The 16466-nt window shown below is 67.8% G+C and carries 12 protein-coding genes; 6 read left to right on the top strand and 6 right to left on the bottom strand.

Features of this window, described 5'->3' with window-relative positions; all coding sequences use genetic code 11:
* Nucleotides 1–96: 96 nt before the first annotated feature.
* The 3 genes from dxs to CIK77_RS03230 all read left to right on the top strand — a co-directional run bounded on the left by dxs (nt 97) and on the right by CIK77_RS03230 (nt 5824).
* Nucleotides 97–2049, top strand: a complete 1953-nt coding sequence (gene dxs / locus CIK77_RS03240; protein WP_087054520.1) for a 1-deoxy-D-xylulose-5-phosphate synthase — start codon at nt 97–99, stop codon at nt 2047–2049.
* Nucleotides 2050–2126: 77 nt separating this feature from the next.
* Nucleotides 2127–4013 carry an ABC transporter ATP-binding protein gene (locus tag CIK77_RS03235; RefSeq protein ID WP_087054521.1) on the top strand — a complete coding sequence of 629 codons (1887 nt, stop codon included), beginning with the start codon at nt 2127–2129 and terminating at the stop codon, nt 4011–4013.
* The gene (locus CIK77_RS03230; protein ID WP_087054522.1) at nt 4010–5824 is read left to right on the top strand and encodes an ABC transporter ATP-binding protein; all 1815 of its coding nucleotides are present in this window, start codon (nt 4010–4012) and stop codon (nt 5822–5824) included. Before CIK77_RS03235 ends, CIK77_RS03230 begins: the two co-directional genes overlap by 4 nt.
* 78 nt (nt 5825–5902) lie before the next feature.
* On the opposite strand, the gene CIK77_RS03225 is transcribed toward CIK77_RS03230, so the two are convergent.
* From CIK77_RS03225 to CIK77_RS03210, 4 genes are all read right to left on the bottom strand, one after another.
* Entirely contained in the window at nt 5903–8038 is a 2136-nt protein-coding gene (locus CIK77_RS03225; protein ID WP_087054523.1) for a 3-hydroxyacyl-CoA dehydrogenase NAD-binding domain-containing protein, read from the bottom strand.
* Between the two features lie 5 nt (nt 8039–8043).
* Complete coding sequence (locus tag CIK77_RS03220; RefSeq protein ID WP_087054524.1) at nt 8044–9252, bottom strand: thiolase family protein; 1209 nt, start codon at nt 9250–9252, stop codon at nt 8044–8046.
* Nucleotides 9253–9324: 72 nt separating this feature from the next.
* Nucleotides 9325–10527: an HRDC domain-containing protein gene (locus CIK77_RS03215; RefSeq protein ID WP_249268535.1), complete on the bottom strand. Its 1203-nt coding sequence runs from the start codon at nt 10525–10527 to the stop codon at nt 9325–9327.
* Nucleotides 10520–11095, bottom strand: a complete 576-nt coding sequence (locus tag CIK77_RS03210; RefSeq protein WP_087054599.1) for a DUF3000 domain-containing protein — start codon at nt 11093–11095, stop codon at nt 10520–10522. The genes CIK77_RS03215 and CIK77_RS03210 overlap by 8 nt, the downstream gene beginning before the upstream one ends.
* 28 nt (nt 11096–11123) lie before the next feature.
* Between CIK77_RS03210 and CIK77_RS03205 the strand changes: the two genes are divergently transcribed.
* Nucleotides 11124–12323: an alpha/beta hydrolase family protein gene (locus CIK77_RS03205; protein ID WP_087054526.1), complete on the top strand. Its 1200-nt coding sequence runs from the start codon at nt 11124–11126 to the stop codon at nt 12321–12323.
* Between the two features lie 120 nt (nt 12324–12443).
* On the opposite strand, the gene CIK77_RS03200 is transcribed toward CIK77_RS03205, so the two are convergent.
* Together CIK77_RS03200 and CIK77_RS03195 are read right to left on the bottom strand one after the other, a co-directional pair.
* Complete coding sequence (locus CIK77_RS03200) at nt 12444–12878, bottom strand: SufE family protein (RefSeq protein WP_249268536.1); 435 nt, start codon at nt 12876–12878, stop codon at nt 12444–12446.
* Nucleotides 12875–13774: a sulfurtransferase gene (locus CIK77_RS03195; protein ID WP_087054528.1), complete on the bottom strand. Its 900-nt coding sequence runs from the start codon at nt 13772–13774 to the stop codon at nt 12875–12877. The genes CIK77_RS03200 and CIK77_RS03195 overlap by 4 nt, the downstream gene beginning before the upstream one ends.
* A 145-nt stretch (nt 13775–13919) precedes the next feature.
* Between CIK77_RS03195 and zapE the strand changes: the two genes are divergently transcribed.
* Together zapE and CIK77_RS03185 are read left to right on the top strand one after the other, a co-directional pair.
* Nucleotides 13920–14945 carry a cell division protein ZapE gene (zapE, locus tag CIK77_RS03190; RefSeq protein WP_087054529.1) on the top strand — a complete coding sequence of 342 codons (1026 nt, stop codon included), beginning with the start codon at nt 13920–13922 and terminating at the stop codon, nt 14943–14945.
* Between the two features lie 174 nt (nt 14946–15119).
* On the top strand, nt 15120–16358 hold the full coding sequence (locus CIK77_RS03185) for an ammonium transporter (RefSeq protein ID WP_087054530.1): 1239 nt from the start codon (nt 15120–15122) through the stop codon (nt 16356–16358).
* Nucleotides 16359–16466 lie beyond the last annotated feature (108 nt).

Below are 16466 nucleotides of genomic sequence, written 5' to 3'. Positions count from 1 at the left end.
TTCGGGCGCCTTAGTACTGGAGGGAAGGGGTTGTCGGGTCTGCCCCATTGCGCGCGCGGGCGAGATCTTCCAGGTCGGCTGGCGTAACCTCGTCGTATGACTCTGCTGGAATCGATCGGTGGGCCGCGCGACCTCGACGGGCTCACACCCGCGCAGCTCGAGCAGCTGGCTGCGGAGATCCGCGAGTTCCTCATCGCGAACGTGGCGCGCACAGGGGGTCACCTCGGGCCGAACCTCGGCGTCGTCGAGATGACGATCGCGCTGCACAGGGTGTTCCAGTCGCCGGACGATCCGATCATCTTCGACACCGGTCACCAGTCGTACGTGCACAAGCTGCTCACGGGCAGGCAGCACTTCGACGGGCTGCGCACGCGAGGCGGCCTCGCCGGCTACCCGCAGCGCTCGGAGAGCGAGCACGACGTCGTCGAGTCCTCGCACGCCTCGAGCTCGCTCAGCTGGGCCGACGGCATCTCCCGCGCCTTTGCGCGCACCGGGCGCTCCGACCGCCACGTCGTCGCTGTCGTGGGCGACGGTGCGCTCACGGGCGGCATGACGTGGGAGGCGCTGAACAACATCACCGACGACAACGAGCGCAATCTCGTGATCGTCATCAACGACAACGGCCGCTCCTACGCACCGACGATCGGCGGCATGGCGCGCTATCTGAACCGCCTGCGCACGGCGGGGACGTACCGTTCCCTCGACGAGAAATCGGGCCGGATGGCCGGGAGATTCGGATCGATCGGGCGCGCACTCTACCGGGGTATCCGGGGCGGCACGCGCGGGTTCCTCTCGCGATTCGCCAACTACTCTCCGCTGTACTCACAGCTCGGCATCAAGTACCTCGGCCCGGTCGACGGACACGATGTGCGGGCGATGACAGAGGCGCTGCAGCTAGCCAAGTCGTACGGCGCTCCCGTGATCGTGCACGCCATCACTGACAAGGGGCGCGGCTACGAGCCCGCGCGCAACGACGAGGCCGATCAGTTCCACGCCGTCGGCAAGATCGATCCGGAGACCGGCCGCCCCGTCGGGGGAGGCTCGGCCCAGTCTTGGACCGACGTGTTCGCGGACGAGCTGGTGAAGGTCGGTGAGAGCCGCTCAGATGTCATCGCGATCACCGCGGCCATGCTCCGGCCTACGGGGCTCGCGCCGTTCGCTGAGCGCTTCCCCGACCGCGTCTACGACGTCGGCATCGCCGAGCAGCATGCAGTGACCTCAGCGGCCGGCCTCGCCTACGGCGGGCTGCATCCGGTCGTCGCCCTGTACGCGACGTTCATGAACCGCGCCTTCGACCAGGTGCTGATGGACGTCGCGCTGCATCGCGCCGGGGTCACCTTCGTGCTCGACAGGGCGGGCGTCACCGGTCCCGACGGGCCCAGCCACCACGGCATGTGGGATCTCGCCCTGCTGCACATCGTGCCGAACATCCGGATGGCGGTTCCCCGCGACGCCGAGCGCGTCAGAGAGGAGCTGCGCGAGGCCGTCGCGGTCGAGGACGCTCCGACGGTCGTGCGGTACTCGAAGGGCGCAGTCCCCGACGCGATCGACGCCATCGAGCGCCTGGATGACGGCGTCGATGTCCTCTCGCGCGGCGAGAGCGAGGACGTCCTGATCATCGGCATCGGGCCGTTCGCCTCGGTCGGGCTCGACGTGGCCGCACGACTGAAGGCACAGGGCATCGGTGCCACCGTCGTGGACCCGCGGTGGGTCGTGCCCGTGCCGGCCTCCGTGACCGAACTGTCGGCCAGGCACCGCCTCGTCATCACGCTGGAGGACGGCATCCGTGTCGGCGGTATCGGCACTCGCGTGCGCCAGGTGCTGCGCGAGGCGGGCGTCGATACGGCCGTGGACGAGCTCGGCCTGCCCGATGCGTTCCTCGACCACGCCTCGCGCGACGAGATCCTTGCGGACGCGGGGCTCACGCCGGCGAAGATCGCCCAGGACGTCGTCTCGCAGGTGCTGGGCACACGGGTGCCCGTTGCGCGGTCGGAGTACGAGCACGATGTGCGCACTCCCACCGGCCCGGTCGACCACGTATCACGCTGACGGCAGCGCGACGGCGCCGTGCGTCCGGGGCGGGTATAAGCTGAAGAGCTTTGCCCATTCCGAACGCTGAGAGAGCCATGTCCCGTTCACACACCGGCGACGCGCGCCTGCCGCTGCATCGCGCGCTGCTGCGGCTTCTGCCGTTCGCGAAGGCCGACCTGCCCAGAATCGGGCTGGGCGGGCTGTCCGCATTATGCGCGTCGATCGTCGCACTGATGATCCCGACCGCCCTCGAATGGATCGTGGGCGGACCGCTGTCGACGGGACAGACAGAGCCGGTGGTCTGGGGCGCGCTGGCTGTGCTGGGTCTGGGGCTGGTCGAGGCCGTCATGGTGTGGCTTCGGCGATGGTTCGTGCTCGCGCCGTCCGCGTCGATCGAATACAACGTGCGCACGCGCTTCTACAACCGCCTGCAGCGGCTTCCGATCGAGTTCCACGATCGCTGGCAGGGCGGGCAGCTGCTCAGCCGGATGATGCAGGACATCGGCCAGATCCGCCGTTGGCTCGCCTTCGGGCTGATCATGCTGGTGGTGAACCTGCTCACCGTGCTGATCGGGGCGGCGCTGCTGTTCCAGTGGCACTGGGCGCTCGGCAGCGTGTTCCTCGTATCCGGCATTCCCGTGTTCGTGCAGGCGTTTCGGTTCGAGCGACGCTACGGCATGCTCACCCGGCGCAGCCAGGACCAGCAGGGCGACCTCGCGACGAGCGTCGAGGAGAGCGTGCACGGCATCAGGGTGCTGAAGGCCTTCGGTCGTGGCCCGGATGCTCTGACCCGATTCACGCGCCAGGCAGAGGGTCTGCGCAGCACCGAGATGAGCAAGGCGCGTTCGATCGCTGTGATCGACTTCGTGCTCGTCTTCATGCCGGAGCTCGCGTTCGCGGCCTGCCTCGCGCTCGGCATCTGGCTCGCCCAGGCCGGCGAGTTGGAGGTCTCGCAGCTGTTCGCCTACTTCGCCATGGCGACCATTCTGCGCTGGCCCATGGAATCGATCGGGTTCCTGTTCTCGTTCCTTCTCGACACACGCACGGCGACCGACCGCATATTCGAGGTGTTCGACTCCGCCGACACCATCACCGAGCCCGAGGCGCCGGTCGCGCTGACCGCCCCGCGCGGCGAGCTCCGTTTCGAAGGCGTGCGCTTCCGCTACCAGGATGCGCGTTCGAGCGAGCGCGACCTGCTCGACGGCGTCGATCTCGCAGTCGCCCCTGGCGAGACGATGGCCCTGGTCGGACTGACCGGCTCGGGGAAGACGACTCTCACGACGCTGCCGACGAGGCTGTACGACGTCACGGGCGGCCGCGTCACACTCGACGGCGTCGATGTGCGCGACCTGTCCATTGTCGAGCTGCGCACCCGGATCGCCACGGCCTTCGAAGATGCGACGCTATTCTCGGCGACCGTGCGCGAGAACGTCCTGCTCGGGCGGGACGACCTCGACATCTCCTCGTCCGAGGCAGGACGCGTGATGCGAGAGGCGCTCGAAGTGTCGCAGGCAGAGTTCGTCGAGGAGCTGCCCGATGGTGTGTCGACGATGATCGGGGAGGAGGGCATGAGCCTCTCCGGCGGGCAGCGCCAGCGGCTGGCGCTCGCCCGTGCCGTCGCGGCGCGTCCCTCCGTGATCGTGATGGACGACCCGCTGTCGGCGCTGGACGTCGACACGGAGGAGCGCGTGCAGGGCGAGCTGCGGAGGGTGCTCGCGGGGACGACGGCGCTCATCGTGGCGCATCGGCCGTCGACCGTGGCACTCGCCGACCGCGTCGCACTGCTCGAGCACGGGCGGATCACGGCGGTCGGCGCTCACACCGATCTGATGGCATCGTCGGCCGGCTATCGCGCCGTCATCTCCAGCATCGAGCACACGGACGATGCCAGCCGCGATCCGAACCCGACGAGCGAGCTCGACATCATCGCAGAGCGCGAGAGCCGGCAGGAATCGGCCCGCAACGAGGGGAGCACGCGATGAGCGGCACCGTGCAGGGGGTCGCGGGCGAGGACCGCGAAGACTACACCGGGGAAGAGAGCCGCGTCATCCGGCGTCGGTCGGGACGCCTGCTGCTGGCACTGCTGCGCCCGCTGGGCTGGCGGCTGCTGGGCGTGTCGATCGTCGTCGTCGCGCAGACCGGTTTCCGCGTGCTCGGCCCCGCTCTGCTCACCATCGGCCTGAACACGGCGCTTCCCGCCGTGATCGACGAGGCGGACTGGGGGCCGACGTGGCTCGTCGTGGGGGCCTATGCGCTCACGGCGGTCCTCGGCGCCGGACTGCTGGCGTGGTACGACGTGCTGGCCGCGAGGATCACGCAGAACGTCCTGCTCGACCTCCGCCTGCGTGTGTTCCGACACACGCAGCTGCTGAGCCTGGAGTTCCACGAGCAGTACACGTCGGGGCGGATCATCTCGCGCCAGACCAGCGATCTCGAGACCATCAGGGAGCTCTTCGCCGGCGGCCTCACCGAGCTCGTCGCCGGTGTGCTGTACGGCGGTTTCACCCTCGTCGCGCTGATGATCCTGGACTGGCAGTCCGGCCTGATCGTGCTGGTCTGCGGCGTGCCGCTCGCGCTCCTGATGCGCTGGTTCTATCGCAGTTCGCAGTCCGCTTACCGCGGCACCCGTGTGCACAGCGCCCGCGTCATCGTGAAGTTCGTCGAGACGATGACGGGCATCCGCGCGGGGAAGGCATTCCGCACCGAGCCTCGCAACGAGGTCGAGTTCGGCAGGCTTGCGGGTGCGTACCGCAACGCGAACATGCGCGTCATCCGGTTGTTCGGCACCTTCGAACCCGCTCTGATGGCCATTTCGGCGTTCGCGATCGGTGCTGTCGTGCTGTGGGGCGGTGTGCGCATCACGTGGGAGTCGTTCACCGTCGGCGCGCTGCTGGGCGCCGTGCTGTACGTGCGCAACTTCTTCGCACCGCTGCAGGAGGTGGCGATGTTCCTGAACTCGTATCAGGCAGCCGCCGCGTCGCTGGAGAAGGTGTCCGGCGTGCTGGAGGAGCAGCCCTCCGTGCCCGACCCCGCGACGCCCGAGCCGCTCGCACAGGCGAGCGGGCACCTGCTCCTCGACGACGTCACCTTCGGCTACGGCGACGGTCGAACGGTGCTGCCAGAGCTGCGTCTCGACATCCCGAGCGGCCAGACAGTGGCCGTCGTCGGCACGACAGGTGCGGGCAAGTCGACTGTCGCCAAGCTCGTCTCGCGCTTCTACGACCCGACCCAGGGGCGCGTCACGCTCGACGGCATCGATCTGCGCGACCTGAGCCCGCAGGATCTCCGCCGCGCCATCGTGATGGTGACGCAGGAGGCCTACCTGTTCAGCGGATCGGTCGCTGACAACATCGCGCTCGGGCGTCCTGGCGCATCGATGGAGGAGGTCGTGCGAGCGGCGAAGGCGGTGGGCGCGCACGACTTCATCGAGCAGCTCCCCGACGGCTACGACACGAACGTGAACAAGCGAGGCGGCAGAGTCTCCGCCGGGCAACGGCAGCTGGTGTCGTTCGCCAGAGCGTTCCTTGCCGACCCCGCCGTGCTGATCCTGGACGAGGCGACTGCGTCGCTCGACATGCCGTCGGAGCGGATGATCCAGGACGCGCTGCAGACGCTGCTGGCGGACCGCACGGCCATCATCATCGCGCACCGCCTGTCCACGGTCGAGATCGCGGACCGCGTGCTGGTCATGGAACACGGCCGCGTGATCGAGGACGACACCCCCGCCGCCCTGATCGCCGGCACCGGCACCTTCGCCCGCCTGCACGCAGCGTGGAAGGACTCCCTGGTGTGAGCCCCTAACTCTTCATTTCTGGCACAGATCTACTGGGTCACCCATACGGAGATGTGCCAGAAATGAAGAGTTACGCGGTTACTCGATGCCGCGGATGGACGGGGTGTGGAAGGGGCCGCCTGCGGCGCGGGCGGCGGCGCCCGAACGGTCGAGGTAAGGCGTCACGCCGCCGTCCACGAACGGCCAGCCCGCGCCGAGGATGAGCGCCAGGTCGATGTCCTCGACCTCGGGGACGACGCCCTCATCGAGCATGATCCGGATCTCCCTGGCCAGCTCGTCCTGCACGTTGCGCAGGATCTCGTCCTCGGTCATGGGGGAGTCACCGACGGAGACGGCCTTCGCGGCCTTCTTCGACCATCCGGTGATGACACCCTTCTTGTCGCGCTCGAGGGGCGAGTCGATCTCGGCGGCGGCATGCAGATTCGCCGAGCTGTGGAACCGCTCGGGGAAATGGTGCACCATCGTGTCCTGCACGTGCGCCGCGACCTTCCAGCCGACGAGGTCGATGAGCTCGAACGGGCCCATCGGCAGCCCGAGCGGGACGAACGCCTGCTCGACCTCTGTCAACGGCGTGCCGACGTCGACGGCGCGCGCCGCCTCGCCCATCACCTTCGCCAGCAGGCGGTTGACGATGAAGCCCGGTGCATCGGCCGAGCCGATGGCGTTCTTGCGCAGCTTCTTCGCGACCACGTATCCGGTGCTGAGCGCTTCATCGCTTGCCTGCGGCGTGCGCACCACCTCGACCAGCGGCATCACGGCCACAGGGTTGAAGAAGTGGAAGCCGATCAGGCGCTCCGGGTTCGCCAGCACGGAGCCGATCTCCTCGACCGACAGCGACGACGTGTTGGTGGCGAGGATGGCCTCGGGGGAGACGATCTGCTCGATCTCGCGGAACACCTGCTGCTTGACGCCGATCTCCTCGAAGACAGCCTCGATGACGAAGTCGGCGTCGGCGAAGTCGCTCTTGTCGACGGTGCCTGTCACGAGCGCGCGGAGGCGGTTCGCCGTGTCTGCGTCGACGCGGCCCTTGTCCTCGAGCTTGCCGATCTCCTCACGGATGTAGCCGATGCCCTTGTCGACTCGTGCCTGGTCGACGTCGGTGATGACGACGGGAACCTGCAGGCGCCGCACGAACAGCAGCGCGAACTGGCTCGCCATCAGGCCCGCACCGATGACGCCGACCTTGTTGACGGGGCGGGCGATCGACTTGTCCGGTGCGCCGACTGGCCGCTTGGCGCGCTTCTGCACGAGGTCGAACGCATACATCGACGCGGCGAACTGGTCGCCGACGATCAGGTCGCTGAGCGCCTCGTCCTCCCGGGCGAAGCCCTCCTCCCGCGTGCCCGACCGTGCCTTCTCGAGCAGTTCGAGGGCACGGTAGGGTGAGCGCGGCACGGTGCCGATCTTCGACTCGAGCATGCCGCGGGCGATCTTGATGGCCGCCGGCCACTTCACCGTCTTCTCGATCTTGCCCGGCTGGTGGGGCCTGTCGACCCGGATGTCGCCGGTCAGCACGCCGTCCGCCCAGGCCAGTGACGACTCCAGATAGGCGGAGGGGGAGAAGATGGCATCGAAGATGCCGAGGTCCTTCGCCTGCTGCGGCTTCAGGGTGCGGTTCTGCTTGAGCGGGTTCGAGATGACGACTTCGAGCGCGTTCTCGATGCCGATCAGGTTCGGGAGCAGGTACGCACCGCCCCATCCGGGCACGATGCCGAGGAACACCTCGGGCAGCGCCACGGCGGCCGCAGACGAATCGATGGTGCGGTAGGTCGAGTTGAGCGCGATCTCCAGCCCGCCGCCGAGCGCGAGACCGTTCACGAACGCGAAGCTCGGAACGCCCAGGTCGCTCAGCCTGCCCAGCACCTGATGGCCGCGCTGCGCGATCAGCTGCGCGTTCTGCTTCGACTGCAGAGCCGTGATCTGCGAGAGATCGGCCCCGGCAGCGAAGATGTACGGCTTGCCCGTGATCGCCACGGCGTCGATCTCTCCATCGGCTGCCCGGGCGCTGAGAGCGTCGAGCGTGTCGTTCAGCTCCGTCAGCGTGCGCGGCCCCAGCGTGTTGGGCCGCGTGTGGTCACGGCCGTTGTGCAGTGTGATCAGCGCCAGCGTGCGACCGCTGGCGAGCGTCACGTCGCGCACGAGCGAGTGGGTGACGACCTCGTCGACGGAGGCGTCGTCGAGCGGGGTGAAGTCGATCGATGCGTAGTCGGTCATGCGTGTCACTTCCGCTTCTTCTTGCCGGTGTAGTTCGGGTTCTCCCAGACGACCGATCCGCCCTGACCCAGGCCGACGCACATCGCGGTGAGGCCGTAGCGGACGTCGGGGCGCTCGGCGAACTGGGCGGCGAGCTGGATCATCAGACGCACACCGGATGCCGCAAGCGGGTGCCCGAGGGCGATCGCACCGCCCCACTGGTTCACGCGCGGGTCGTCGTCATCGATGCCGAAGTGATCGAGGAACGACAGCACCTGCACGGCGAAGGCCTCGTTCAGCTCGAACAGCCCGATGTCCTCGATCGAGAGCCCCGCCTTGGCGAGTGCCTTCTCGGTCGACGGGATCGGGCCGATGCCCATGATCTCGGGCTGCACACCGGAGAACGCGAACGAGACCATCCGCATCTTCGGAGCCAACCCGAGCTCGGTGACGGCCTGGCCGCCGGCGAGCAGACTGATCGTCGCCCCGTCCGTGAGCGGCGATGCCGTGCCGGCGGTGACCCGGCCGTGCGGCCGGAACGGAGTCTTCAGCTCGGCGAGACCCTGCAACGTGGTCTCCGGCCGGCGGCCCTCGTCTTCGGTCGCCAGCCCGAACGCTCCGTCGGCGCTCTGAACCGACACCGGGACGAGATCCGGCTGAATTCTGCCTGCCTCGTAGGCCGCCTGCACCTTCTGCTGACTGAGCATGCCGAAGCGATCGGCGCGCTCCTTGGTCAGGTGAGGGAATCGGTCGTGGATGCGCTCTGCGGTCACGCCCATGTTGAGCGCCTCGGGGTCGACCAGACGCTCGGCGACGAACCGCGGATTCGGGTCGGCGTTCGCTCCGATCGGGTGCCTGCCCATGTGCTCGACGCCACCTGCGATGGCGACGTCGTACATGCCGACTCCGATCGAGGCTCCCATCGTCGTGACCGATGTCATGGCGCCGGCGCACATCCGCTCGATCGCCAGACCTGGAACGCTCTGGGGCAGACCGGCGAGGATCGCCGTGCTGCGCCCCAGGGTCAGGCCCTGGTCTCCGGTCTGCGACGTCGCGGCGATGGCGACATCGTCCACGCGATCCTTCGGGACCTCCTCGTTGCGATCCATCAGACCCACCATCGCCTTCACGACGAGATCGTCTGCGCGCGTCTGCGCGTACATTCCCTTTTCTCCTGCGCGCCCGAAGGGCGTGCGCACTCCGTCTACGAAATAGACGTCCGAGAGCTCGGCCACTCTGCCTCCCTTGTTGGATGCCTCCAGCCTATGGGGATCCCACACGGCGGGGGCGAGTCGGTTGGGCAGTGTCTACGAAGCGGGTTCCGCGGCATCGTCGACTGGTTGGGCGGCCTGTACAAACGCCTCAGCGATGATGCCCGCCGTCTCGTCGATCTGCCAGTCACGAGCACCCTCCGCACGCAGGGCATCGGCAACCGGATCCTGCGCGGGCGGCACCGGCGGATCCCATGCCACACGGCGGAGCAGGTCGGGTGTCAGCAGGTTCTCTGCTGGCACCTCGAGCTCATCGGCGTGCTCCGCCACAGCGGCGCGCGCCTGCTTCAGCCGGCGATCAGCATCCGGGTTGCGATCGCGCCATGCTTTCGGCGGCGGATACGGGCTGTCGCCGGGAAGCCGATCAGGGGGAAGGTCCGTGGTGCTGCGCCCTGCGTCGATCGCGTTCCACCACCGGTCGAGCTGTGTGCGGCTCGCCCTGCCTGTGAACTCCTTCAGTCCGGCCAGCTGCGACTTCGAGGTCGGCGACGCCATGATGGCGGCGACAAGTGCGCGATCCGGAACGAGCCGGCCGGGGGAGACATCCTGTTCCCGCGCGTACTCCTCGCGCGCCGTCCACAGCTCGCGGGCGATCGCAAGCGGGCGGCGCCCGTTCACGCGGTGAAGTCCGCTCAGTCGGCGCCACGGGTCGCGCCGCGGTGGCTTCGGCGGCATCGAGCGCACATGCTCGAATTCCGCGGTCGCCCAGTCAGCTTTGTCGGCATCGTCGAGCGCCGCGGCCAGCTCGTCTCGCACGTCGAGCAGGTGCAGCACGTCGAGCGCCGCATATTCCAGCCACGAATCGGGCAGCGGCCTGGTCGACCAGTCCGCGGCCGAGTGCTCTTTCCTCAGCTCGATTCCGAGCGTGCGCTCGGTCACGGCAGCGAGGCCGACCTTCGGCCAGCCCAGGAGCCGTGCCGACAGCTCGGTGTCGAACAGGGAACGGGGCACCAGACCGATCTCACGCAGCGACGGCAGATCCTGGCTGGCGGCGTGGAACACCCACTCCGCTTCTCCGATCGCCTCGTGCAGGGGTGCGTGGTCGTCGAAGGCGGGCGCGTCGAACAGGAACACACCGGAACCGCGGCGGAAGATCTGCACGAGGTAGGCGCGCTGCGAGTAGCGGAAACCGGATGCCCTCTCCACATCCACGGCCACGGGGCCGTGCCCCGATGCGAGCGCCGCCACCGCCTCGTCGTATCCGTCGGTGGTGTCGATCACGCTGTAGTTATCAGTCACGTTCCGCTTTCCGAGCGCCGAATACGGCGATCTTCTCCGAACCGGGCGGGAGGCCCGCGAGCATGCACACCAGTTCGGCCCACGCCTCGACATGCGCGCGAGGATCACCGACGGGCGACCACGATGCGCGCAGTTCGATCTGGGCGCCGTTGCCCTCGCCGGCGAGTGAGCCGAAACCGGTCGACAGAATCTTCGTGGCCGTGCCGGATGCGGAGTGGTGCTCTGCACCGCGCGAATCGAGCGCATCGATCAGCCATGACCACGTCACGTCGGCGAGCAGCGGGTCCGTGCCGATCTCGGGCTCGAGCGGCGCCTGTGCGAAGGAGACGATCCGCAGCGGTCCGTGCCAGGCACCGGGCTCATCCGGATCGTGCAGCAGCACGAAACGGCCGGTGCCATAAGGGGAGTCGCCCGACTCGTCCGGCCGTACGTCGCCGGAGAGGGCGAGCGCCTGCGGGGCGAGGCCCTGCGGCGACGGTATCTCGCGCACCACGAAATCGTCGCGGAATTCGGCCTCGCGCACGCGCGACTCGAGAGCTTCGAACGAGTCATCGTGGCCGGAAGTCATCACGCCGACAGATTAGAGTGATGGTGTCATGAACCTCTCCAGGCGCGCCGGGTCCGTCGGCGCTGGTCTCGTTCTCGCCGGTGTCGGCATCGGTCTCGTTCTCGGCGCTGTCGGCGCTGTCGGGTCACGGCTGGCCCGTGTCGCGCGTTCGGTGGTGACGCCGTCCCCGCGGGCGGCGGATCTTGAGATACTCGGAATCGACACCGCCGCACAGACGATCAGGATCTCGCGATCGCCTGACACAGAATTGCCTGGACGCTACGGCATCTTCTCGAACGGCACGATCAACTACCTCAAGATCGGCGTGGTGCTGCGCTCCGATGACGAGACCGTCACGCGCAAGCTGCTCACTCACGTCGGCCACGATGAGACGATCGGTCAATGGGGCGCGTTCAGCGGGTGGTACTTCGAAACGCCGGATGAGATCCACGTGCCGTACGACGATGTCGAGATCCCGACGCCGGTCGGCCCCGCGCCGGCATGGCTGGTCCCATCCGTCCAGGGCGCAGCGCACGACGAGACCTGGGCCGTGGTCGTGCACGGCAGAGGCACGAATCGCAGCGAGACGGTCCGCGCGCTGCCCGTGCTGCGGGAAGCGGGCATCACCTCGCTCCTCGTCTCGTACCGCAGCGACGGCGTCGCCCCTGACAGCCCGACCGGTCTGCAGGGGCTGGGCACGACGGAGTGGCCGGATATCGAGGCCGCGATCGAGTTCGCCCTCGAGCACGGGGCGCGTCGCGTCGTGCTGATGGGGTGGTCGATGGGCGGCGCTATCGTCCTGCAGACTCTCGTCAACACGGATCACCGCGACCGCATCGCCGGCGTCATCCTGGATTCTCCCGTCGTCGAATGGCGCACCGTGCTCGAATTCCAGGCGAAGGCGATCGGCGTGCCGTCGATCGCGGCGAGAGCCACCATGGGCATGCTCGAGACGCCATGGGTGTCGCGTGCCGCTCGTGCGGGGGAGGGCATCCGGTTCGACGATCTGGACATGGTGGCGCGTGCGTCCGAGCTGCGCGAACCCATCCTGATCCTGCACAGCGACGACGACGGCTACGTCCCCGTCGACGCGTCGCGCGCGTTGGCGGAGGAGCGGGACGACCTGGTCACGATGCCGAGGTTCGCCGTCGCCCGCCACACCAAGCTGTGGAACTACGACGAAGCGCGCTGGAACACGGCCATCAGGGACTGGCTCGCCGCCCAGGGCCTCGCCCAGGAGACAGACTGAGCCGGTCGTGAGCATGCGATTGAGCGAGAAGCGAGCGCGCTCGCGTGTTCGTGACGAGCGATTGAGGGTCGCAAGTGCGAAGCCGCCGAGTACGCACTCACGACCGGCTCAGATGAGAGTTCACGCTGCCAGCGCGGCCACCTGGCGTTTGGCGCGCATGAGCATTCCGGTCATGCCGGAGATGCGCAGTGGTGAGACCGCCCTGGTCAGGCCGATCGACTGCGGGTAGTCCACTGGGACGGCGAGCACCTCGTCGGGGGAGAGGCCCGTCAGTCCCTGCGCGAGGATGCTGGCGAAGCCTCGCGTGGTCGGTGCTTCTGGCGGAGCCGATGCGTGCATCCGGACGAGACCGTCCTCGTCGAGTGCGAGCACGATGAACACGGGCGACTGGCACTCGGCGACTCGCTCGGTGCGCTCCGGATGGTCGGCGTATTCCGCCGGCATCTCCGGGAGCTCATCGGCGAACTCCAGCAGCAACTGGAGCCGCTCGGGCTCCGGCAGCTCCAGGAACTCGTCCCGTATCTCCGCCAGTGCGGCGGGAACCTGCTCGCTCACGCCGCCGGAACCTCTCCCGCCTCTGCGCCCGTGACGATCGGCACGCGCACGAGGCTGCCCCATTCGGTCCATGAGCCGTCGTAGTTGCGCACCTTCTCGATGCCGAGCAGGTGGTGCAGCACGAACCAGGTGTGGCTGGAGCGCTCACCGATGCGGCAGTAGGCGACGACGTCGCTCGCATCGCCGATGCCCGCCTGATCGCGGTAGATCTGCTCGAGCTCGGTGCGTGACCTGAACCGCCCGTCCTCGGCCACGGCCTTGCCCCATGGCACATTCTGAGCGCTGGGGATGTGTCCGGCGCGCAGCGCTCCCTCCTCGGGGTATGCGGGCGCAGTGGTGCGCTCGCCCGTGTACTCCTCAGGGGAGCGCACGTCGATGAGCGGCTTGCCGAGGTGTGCGAGCACGTCCTCACGGTAGGCGCGAAGCACGGAGTCGTCGCGCTCGACGACCGGGTAGTCGGTTGTGGGCCGACCAGCGGGCTCCGTCGTGATCGCCCTGCCTTCGGCGATCCAACCGTCGCGGCCGCCATCGAGCAGACGCACGTCCTCGTGCCCGAACAGCGAGAACACCCAGAGCGCGTAGGCCGCCCACCAGTTGTTCTTGTCGCCGTAGATCACGACGGTGTCGTCGCGGGAGATGCCCTTCGCACCGAGCAGCTCCGCGAACCCCGCTCCGTCGACGTAGTCGCGCACGACGGGGTCGTTGAGCTCGGTGTGCCAGTCGACCTTGACGGCGCCGGGGATGTGGCCGGTCTCGTACAGCAGCACATCCTCATCCGACTCGACGACCACGAGGCCGTCATCGCCGAGGTGATCCTCGAGCCATTGCGTCGTGACGAGGCGTTCCGGATGGGCGAACTGGGCGAAATCCGGGGAGGGATCGGATGCGACGGCCATGGCTGAGCTCCTGCCTGAGTAGCGTGCGATCGGTGCGAACCGAACAGACGTAGACTTGTTGCGTCCTTATACGAGCTTAGGCGCCCCCGCGGGTACCCGCACCGTGCCTTCCTGCGCGTGCGTCACACAGCGAAACGAACGGTATATGACACAGATCGGCACGGTAACCGGCCGCGTGCGCCTCACCGAGCGCAACCCTCACCTCTCAGGCGAGGAGATGCTGGCCAGTCTCGTGCCGCCGCCTCAGTTCGACGAGGCGACCTTCGATTCTTATCGTGCGGACGACGAGCACCCGTCGCAGGCGGAGGCGAAGGAGCAGCTCACGGCCTTCGCAGCCGGTGCCGAGCCGGCCAAGCGAGGTCTGTTCTCACGCAAGCCGAAGACGGCGCCGATGAAGCCAGGCGTCTATCTCGACGGCGGGTTCGGCGTCGGCAAGACGCACCTGCTGGCCGCAGTGTTCCACGCGGTGCCGGCACGGCGCAAGTACTTCGGCTCCTTTATCGAGTACACGGCGCTCGTCGGCGCGCTCGGGTATCGGAACACCGTCGACCTGCTGAAGGGCTCGGCGCTGCTGTGCATCGACGAGTTCGAGCTCGACGATCCAGGCGACACAATGGTGATGACGCGTCTGCTCGGTGAGCTGGTGGCATCCGGCACACGTCTGGCGGCGACGAGCAACACCCCGCCGAACGCACTCGGGGAGGGCCGGTTCGCCGCGCAGGACTTCCTTCGGGAGATCCACGCGATGGCCGACAGCTTCGAGACCATCCGGATCGACGGCGTCGACTTCCGTCAGCGCTCGCTCGACGGCGCCGCAGTGGTGCTGGACGACGACGCGTACAACGAGGCACTCGACGCCGCCGGCACGACCGTGTCGGATGACGCCTTCGACGAGCTGCTGTCGCATCTCGCGCACGTGCATCCTTCGCGGTACATCCGGCTCGTCGACGATGTCGAGGCCGTCGGTCTGCGCGATGTGCGCCAGATCACCGATCAGTCGGAAGCGCTGCGCTTCGTCGCATTCGTCGACCGCGTCTACGACGCGCAGCTCCCGATCCGCGCAACGGGCACAGCGCTGAACGACGTCTTCAGCGCCGACATGCTCGCAGGCGGCTACCGCAAGAAGTATCTGCGCGCCGTGTCGCGGTTGAACGCCTCGACGCACTCCTGAGCGGGCGCCGCACTCCTCGTCGAGGACTGTGCGGGGTGCGAAACATGAACTTAACGCACGGAGCGGCTGCGTAACGCAGTCGAAACGCGCCGCACACCTCTGCGGAAAACCGCATCGTCAGGATGGGGGCACATCCGGTTCACCGGATCCATTGCACTGACACAGAGGAATCACATGGATAGCGGAAACCTTGCGTGGTTGACCATTTCCACCGCGCTCGTACTGCTGATGACGCCTGGGGTGGCGTTCTTCTACGGCGGGCTGGTGAAGGCCAAGAGCGTCGTCAGCATGATGATGATGAGCTTCGGAGGCCTCGCCCTGACAGCCGTGCTGTGGGTGTTGTACGGCTTCGCGATGACGGCGGTCGACAACCCGCTGGCTTTCGCCGGCAACCCGCTCGGCGACCTCGGCCTGGTCGAGACCATCTCAGACGACCCGACGGGTGAAGCGGGCATCGGCGCGGCGTTCGGTGCGACGTTCGCGATCATCACGGTGGCGCTGATCTCCGGTGCGATCGCCGACCGTGCGCGGTTCTGGTCGTGGATGCTGTTCGCCGGCATCTGGGTCACGCTGGTCTACTTCCCGGTCGCAGCCTGGGTGTGGGGCGGCGGCTGGATCATGGAGCTCGGCGTCTGGATGTTCGACGGCGCTGTCGAGGTGATCGACTACGCCGGCGGTACTGCGGTGCACATCAACGCGGGTGCCGCAGCGCTGGCGCTGGCGCTCGTGCTCGGCAAGCGAGTCGGCTTCCAGAAGGGCATCAACAAGCCGCACAGCGTGCCGCTGGTCATGCTCGGCGCCACCCTGCTGTGGTTCGGCTGGTTCGGCTTCAACGGCGGTCTCACCCCGGCGCCGCTCGGCGAGAGCGGCAACACCGAGATGGGCCTGATCATCATCAACACGATGGTGTGCCCTGCTGCTGCGATCATCGGCTGGATCGCCGTGGAGAAGTTCAAGGACGGCAAATCGACGTCAGTCGGCGCGGCATCCGGTGCTGTCGCCGGTCTGGTCGCCATCACTCCGGCCTGTGCGTCGATCGACCCGGTCTGGGCCATCCTGCTCGGCGTCGTCACGGGTGTCGCCTGTGCGCTTTCGATCGAGCTGAAGTGGAAGTTCGGCTTCGACGACTCGCTCGACGTGGTCGGTGTGCACCTCGTCGGCGGCGTGATCGGCACGCTCTGGATCGGCCTCTTCGGCAATGGCACCGGCCTGTTCCTGGGCGGAGGCATCGCGCAGCTGGTGGTGCAGTTCATCAGTGTGGTGGCCGTGATGGCGTATTCGTTCATCGCCGCATACATCATCGGCATCGTCATCCAGAAGACGATCGGGTTCCGCGTGAAGAACGAGGACGAGATCGCTGGCGTCGACACCGTGATGCACGGCGAGGAGGGCTACGCGATGGAGGCTCGCTGAGCCTCGCACCGCAGCACCAGCGGGGCGCCACAGGATCACCTGTGGCGCCCCGCTGCGCGACACGGCCGGGATGCGCAACGGTTCGGTGCGCGGCGGAACATCCGGTAG

This window comes from Microbacterium sp. JB110, assembly GCF_003335195.1.
GTDB lineage: Bacteria > Actinomycetota > Actinomycetes > Actinomycetales > Microbacteriaceae > Microbacterium.
The sequence above is the reverse complement of the archived record's forward strand: the minus strand, read 5'-3'. Positions and strand labels throughout refer to the sequence as shown.

Bases quoted from the DNA above. Each gene is read 5' to 3' on its own strand.
- CIK77_RS03235 (WP_087054521.1), top strand. From the start codon at position 2,127: ATGTCCCGTTCACACACCGGCGACGCGCGCCTGCCGCTGCATCGCGCG.
- zapE (WP_087054529.1), top strand. From the start codon at position 13,920: ATGACACAGATCGGCACGGTAACCGGCCGCGTGCGCCTCACCGAGCGC.
- CIK77_RS03210 (WP_087054599.1), bottom strand. From the start codon at position 11,095: ATGACTTCCGGCCACGATGACTCGTTCGAAGCTCTCGAGTCGCGCGTG.
- CIK77_RS03225 (WP_087054523.1), bottom strand. From the start codon at position 8,038: ATGACCGACTACGCATCGATCGACTTCACCCCGCTCGACGACGCCTCC.
- CIK77_RS03185 (WP_087054530.1), top strand. From the start codon at position 15,120: ATGGATAGCGGAAACCTTGCGTGGTTGACCATTTCCACCGCGCTCGTA.
- CIK77_RS03230 (WP_087054522.1), top strand. From the start codon at position 4,010: ATGAGCGGCACCGTGCAGGGGGTCGCGGGCGAGGACCGCGAAGACTAC.
- CIK77_RS03205 (WP_087054526.1), top strand. From the start codon at position 11,124: ATGAACCTCTCCAGGCGCGCCGGGTCCGTCGGCGCTGGTCTCGTTCTC.
- dxs (WP_087054520.1), top strand. From the start codon at position 97: ATGACTCTGCTGGAATCGATCGGTGGGCCGCGCGACCTCGACGGGCTC.
- CIK77_RS03195 (WP_087054528.1), bottom strand. From the start codon at position 13,774: ATGGCCGTCGCATCCGATCCCTCCCCGGATTTCGCCCAGTTCGCCCAT.